Source organism: Nonomuraea mesophila, assembly GCF_004352805.1.
Taxonomy (GTDB): Bacteria; Actinomycetota; Actinomycetes; order Streptosporangiales; family Streptosporangiaceae; genus Nonomuraea; species Nonomuraea longispora.
In genome coordinates this window covers 1-5,061 of record NZ_SMLD01000306.1, presented here as the reverse complement: position 1 = coordinate 5,061, position 5,061 = coordinate 1, and the positions used below count along the sequence as shown (strand labels likewise).

Genomic DNA, 5,061 nt, shown 5'->3' with positions numbered 1-5,061 from the left:
CTCGCGCAGGCTGCGTCTGCGCGGCGTTGTATGCCGTCTGCACCGGGTTGGGCATGCCGGCGAGTTCAGGCGCCGCAGCCTGCGCGAGAGCGGAACCGGTCTGCGCGAACTGCTGCGGCATCTGTGCGATGGGCCCGGGCTGCCCGCCCTGCACGAACGCGTTCGCCGCGGCGGCGGCAGGCGCCACGTACACGGCCGTGTAAATCTTGGGCGGGTTCTTACCGGCTTTCTTCTGCTCGCCGTCGCTCACGTATGTGACGGTGAGCGTGCCGCCCGGCTCGAGGCCCTTCGCGCCCGCCGCGCGCACCGCGGTGCGGATCGCGGCCAGCATGTTGCCCTTCACGTACAGCTTGCGCAGCCCGCTGTCGTCGTGCATCTCGGGGTCGCGCAGGTCGGTTTGCAGGGTGACGACGAGCTGCATCATGGGCTTGCCGTCGCTGTCCCAGAACTTGAGCTTGCCCGTGTCGAGGTCGCGCTGCTGCTCGACGGTGGGCGTGGCGGTGACGGTGCCCGTCAAGGCGGTGCCGTGCGGCGCCTTGTCGAACACGGCGTGCCCGCTCGGGATGCCGCCCCCCATCAGGAAGTCGTTCGCGTCGTACTGCTCGGTTTCGGTCATTGCTGGTTCCTCTGCTACTAGGCGATGAGGTCGGACAGTTCCGACGCCGCTTGCTCGAGGGCGTCGGGGTCGCCCGGGCAGCCCCGGGTGACGTCTTGGGAGCCCGGCAGGCGCCACGGGCATGACTGGCACCACGACGCGCGCCGCTTGAGCAGCGGCAGCGCGGCCGGGCCGAGTGCGCGCGTGAGCTTGGCTATGCCGTCGACGCGGGCGAGCCGCTCGAGCGCAAGGTCGCGGTTGTACGGCGCGGACCACAGGAAGCGTTGCGGCCATTCCTGGTCGCGCGGCAGGAAGTAGATCGCCACGTCCGTGACGGGATAGCCGCGCAGTTCCCAGCCCAGCCCGTATTCGTGCGCCTGCACCTCGTACTGCGGGCCGGGCCCGTTGCGCTTGTACTCGCGCAGCGTGGTGCCGCCGGGGATTTTCCAGTCCCACACCACGCCGTCGAGGTAAAGGTCGGAGTTGCCGGAGATGTCGGTTCCGTCGACCTGGCCCACGGTGACGCGCTGCTCGAGCTGGTAGCGGTCGACGCCGTTTTCAGACCAGCTCGGCCGTGACATGTTCGCGAGTGTCAGTAGTTCCTCGAGCCCGCGGTGCACGTTGGTGCCGATCCACGCTTTCCATGGCAGGCGGCGCGGCCGGTCGGCGACCTCGGGGTGGCCGAGCAGCTTGTACCCGAGCCGTAGGTCGCATGGGATGCCGATCTCGGACGGGCCGGGCTCGACCTGTAGTGAGCGGGGCGCGTTGTTGATGTGCGCCTCGATCAGGTCGTCGAGCTCGCGCTGTTGGTCGAGAACCTTCTGACTCGGCGTCATAGCGCGGTCTGCTCGCGGCTCACCAGGGTGAGCGGCCCGTAATCGTTGCGCACCTCTTCGACGGAACGCGGGATGCCCTGCCCGTGCAGACACAGCCCCTCGCACAGCACATCGTTGACGGCCGTCCAGTCGTCGCCGTCCTGGTCGCGCCACACGTCGCCGGCGCGGGGCGGCCAGTTGGCGGGGGGCGGCGGCCACGTGGCGGGCGAGTCGTCGCCCTCGACGGTCTGCTCGCGGCGTACGAGCGCGAGCGGCCCCCACGTGCTGTGCACGTCGGTGGGCGACGTGACCCACCCCTCGGTGTTGGTGAGCACGATGTCGTCCCGCTCGCGGTGGGCGAACCAAAGGTCGTTGTCCTTGTCGCGCCAGATGTCGCCCGGGCAGGGCGGCCACTTGGCAGGCATCGCGCGCTCGACGACCTGCACCGCGACGGCGGGCACGTCGGGGCAGACCACGAACGTGTAGGTGCCGACGTGGCCGACGGTGCGGGCGACGAACGAACGGCCCTGCATGTGCTCATGCGACACGCCGTCTGTGACGCGGGCGCCCTTGATGGTGATGTCGACGAGATCGCCGACCTGCGGATCTCTGCTCATGCGCTGCCGTGCTCCTCTGCTCTCGGGCGGCGACCCGCACCGGGGTCGCCAAGTGCCATACACGCTACAACTCGCAACAATGCGCCGCAACATGCAACACGTGCGGCCGTCGAGGTTCATCCGGGTTCACCTCGGTTCGGGTAGAGTTCGCGCGCTATCTGCTCGGCGCGATGGCCATGATTGGGAGGTTAGGAGGGGACCGCCGAGGCAGGCCACGACGTTTCCCGATGTTGCTCGACATCCGGGGAAAGTTGCTCGATGTTTCTCATGCAGCCTGCGTCGCAGTAGCAGCGGCGCGGCGCGCAGTGCGCCGTCTGCCCGGGCTTGGGCCGGCCGGCCATGGCCGCGGGCGTGTGCCGGGCGCACCGCCACCCTTGGATGTAGGGGCGCGTCGGGGTGGCGCCGCAGTACGCGACACCACCCCACCAACCGCACGGGCGCATCAGGCGGGCATGCCGCGCAGGATCGTGATCTCGGCCGCTTTCTCGACCTGCCCGACGACGGCGAGCACGGCGTCGCGCAGCACGGCGGCCGGGTCGTCGAGCAGGTACATGACGCGCAACTCGCCCCGCTCGATCCGGTACCGGAACCGCGCGCCGAGCCCGTATACAACCGGGTCTTCACCCTCGGCGACGGGCAGCTCGAGGCACTTGACCGCGATCTTGAATTCGGTCGGCACCTTCAAGTTGCCCTTGGCGCCGGCGCTCGCGTCGGTCGTCTCCTCCCACACGAGATTCGCGTCGCCCGACGCGAGCCGGGTCGCCGACGCGAACTTGACCGTGGTCTTGGCGTGGAACGTGGTCGCGATCTCGAGCAGCTCGGCGGCGGCCGGCTCGCGAATATCGGACAGGTGTTCCTCGAGGAAGTCGGTGAACTCGCGTTGCGGCAGCCACCGCCGGTCGTTCCCCGCCCACGCATCCCACGCGTCGGTCGTACACAGTTGCAGGATGAGCCGGTGGTCGCCCCACCTCGGCGCGTCGGCGGTGGGCGCGTTCAGCACCGCGGTGATCGCCCGCGCGTGCACGTTGACGTACGTCTCGGTGTCGGCGTCGGCGTGCTTGCGGAAGTAGGCGAGGAAAGAGCCGACGTCCTCGACGACCGTGCGGCCGGTCTTGCGGCGCGGCGCGGCGAGTCGCTGCCGGTGCTCGGTGGTGTCGAGGTCGAGCAGGCGCGGCCCGTCCGCGGTCGGCACCATGTAGACGGTGCCGATGTCGAGCGGGGTTGCGCCGGCGGCGGCGCGGGCGGCCTCTTGGGCCACCTGGATAACGGCGTCGTTTTCGGTGCGGTCGTTCACTTGCGGATCTCCCTCACGTTGTCGTTGGCGGGTTGGTTGATCTCGCGCAGCACGCCGGGCAGCGCGAGCTGCCGCGGGTCGTCGCGCACGAGGTTGTTGTCGCCGTCGTAGAAGAAGACGGCGGCGGTGGGGTCGCCCTTGGGCGGTTTGATCGACGCCTGCGCGGACACCATGAGCGCCTTGTCGTTGCCCTTCATGGGCTGCACGTCGATCTTGAGAGTGAATTCGCCGCGCTTGCCGTGCTGCTTGACCGCGGAGACGAGCTGCTGCATGAGCTCGGCCGCCTTGTCGGACACCTCACCCCCTTGGATGTCGCGCAGTACGTCGGCGAACGGCCGAACCTGCATCGGCTCGGCGTCGGTGTGGTCGGTCACTGTGGTGCCTTTCTCTTTGCGTGCCGGGCCCTGTCTCGGGCGTTGTGGCAGGTGCGGCAGTGCCAGCTACGGCCCGGCCTGCCGCGTTTCGCGGGCGGGAACGCCCGCCACGGCTTGGGCTCGCCGCAGGTGCGGCAGGTGCGGGGCGGCTGTTTCGCGAGCTCGAGTTCTTCGCGCTCGTGGAAGGTGAGGGCGGCGATCACGCCGCCCGGGTCGGCGGCGAGCGGGATGCCGGCGATCCACTCGCGGCACCGCTCGAGCACGGGGCAGTCGTGGCAGATGGCGCGGGCGCGGGCGACCTCGGCGGGCGCCCGCTCGTCGGGGTCCATGTCGCGGCCCCGGCCGGTGCACGGCGCGGTGGCCTGCCATGGCGGGTAAAAGTCGATGTCGGCGTATGCGCGAAGTGCGGCCATCACACCGCCTCGAGCTTCTGTAAGAGCGTCTTACGTCGATCAGCCGAGCGGCCGACGCGTTTCCATCCGGCCTGCTTAAAGCAGTAACCGGGGTTGGCCGAGCGGACCTTGCGGTCCCACACGTAGGTCAACAGTCCGTCCGGCCCGATGTCGTGCCCTTCCTCGGCGAACACCCGCTCGGCGTCGAGGATGAGTTCGCTTGACAGGATCGTCGATTCGTTGTGGAAGATCGTGCATGTCCAACCGTCGAGCCCGTTCATCGCGCGTAGACCCGAACGTGGGTGTGGGCGCCACCACCCGAAGACGGCCCGCTCGTCGCACGACAGGAGAACGATGGTCTGTCCGGGTGGCATGAACTGCGGTGAGCCGATCTTTCGTCGGGAGTAATGCCGGTCGGCGAGTTGGCACCCCCGCGGATCGAACTTGGTTACGCGCGCCCAGTACTTCACGGCGCAACCGCCTCAAGGGGCTCGCCGTACCCGGCCGACCGCAGCAACAGACACGCGTCCTCGAGCAGCATCCGCACCGGGATGTCGAACACGCACGGGGGCATCACGTACTCGGGCCCGCGGCCGAGCTCGACCACGTGCCCGAGCGGCAGCCACGCCCACCACCGGTGCGCGTTACCCAGCCCGACGCCGCGCCGCTGCGTCACCAGCACGCCCACGTTCGCGCCCGAGTTGATCCGCTCGCGCTCGGTCTCGGCCAGCCACGCGCCGATCTGCCCGTCGCCCGCGTCTTTCGCCTTGTCGCCGCCCTTGACTTCCCAGCAGATGCCGGGCGTACCGGTGAGGTCGCCGAGGTCGAATTCGCCTGCCAGCGCGCGGCGTTCGGCGTGCGGGAACCCGCGCGGCCGGATCGCGGCCACGACCGCGCTCTCTGCCCGGGTGCCGATGTCCTTGGAACGGCTCACGGCTATACCTCCCAGACGGGGACGGGGGACGGGTTGGGGG

General features: G+C 69.6%; 8 protein-coding genes. All 8 read right to left on the bottom strand.

All coding sequences use genetic code 11. The features are described 5' to 3' along the window. Positions 1-616, bottom strand: a 616-nt coding sequence (locus E1295_RS47010) for a hypothetical protein (protein WP_132641733.1), incomplete at its 3' end; no start/stop codon positions are given. A gap of 17 nt (positions 617-633) precedes the next feature. Further along, positions 634-1,431, bottom strand: coding sequence for a hypothetical protein (locus tag E1295_RS47005; protein WP_132641731.1), 798 nt, complete (start codon positions 1,429-1,431; stop codon positions 634-636). After that, entirely contained in the window at positions 1,428-2,027 is a 600-nt protein-coding gene (locus E1295_RS47000) for a hypothetical protein (RefSeq protein ID WP_132641729.1), read from the bottom strand. The genes E1295_RS47005 and E1295_RS47000 overlap by 4 nt, the downstream gene beginning before the upstream one ends. A gap of 442 nt (positions 2,028-2,469) precedes the next feature. After that, positions 2,470-3,321 (bottom strand): DUF2303 family protein, encoded by an 852-nt coding sequence (locus E1295_RS46995; protein ID WP_166427777.1) that lies wholly within the window; start codon positions 3,319-3,321, stop codon positions 2,470-2,472. Beyond that, complete coding sequence (locus E1295_RS49540; protein ID WP_166427776.1) at positions 3,318-3,695, bottom strand: hypothetical protein; 378 nt, start codon at positions 3,693-3,695, stop codon at positions 3,318-3,320. The genes E1295_RS46995 and E1295_RS49540 overlap by 4 nt, the downstream gene beginning before the upstream one ends. Beyond that, a complete protein-coding gene (locus E1295_RS46990; RefSeq protein WP_132641725.1) occupies positions 3,692-4,108 on the bottom strand; it encodes a WhiB family transcriptional regulator in 417 nt (138 codons plus the stop codon). Before E1295_RS46990 ends, E1295_RS49540 begins: the two co-directional genes overlap by 4 nt. Further along, positions 4,108-4,557, bottom strand: coding sequence for a hypothetical protein (locus E1295_RS46985; RefSeq protein WP_132641723.1), 450 nt, complete (start codon positions 4,555-4,557; stop codon positions 4,108-4,110). The genes E1295_RS46990 and E1295_RS46985 overlap by 1 nt, the downstream gene beginning before the upstream one ends. Next, positions 4,554-5,021, bottom strand: a complete 468-nt coding sequence (locus E1295_RS46980; protein WP_132641721.1) for a hypothetical protein — start codon at positions 5,019-5,021, stop codon at positions 4,554-4,556. Before E1295_RS46980 ends, E1295_RS46985 begins: the two co-directional genes overlap by 4 nt. Positions 5,022-5,061: the final 40 nt, after the last annotated feature.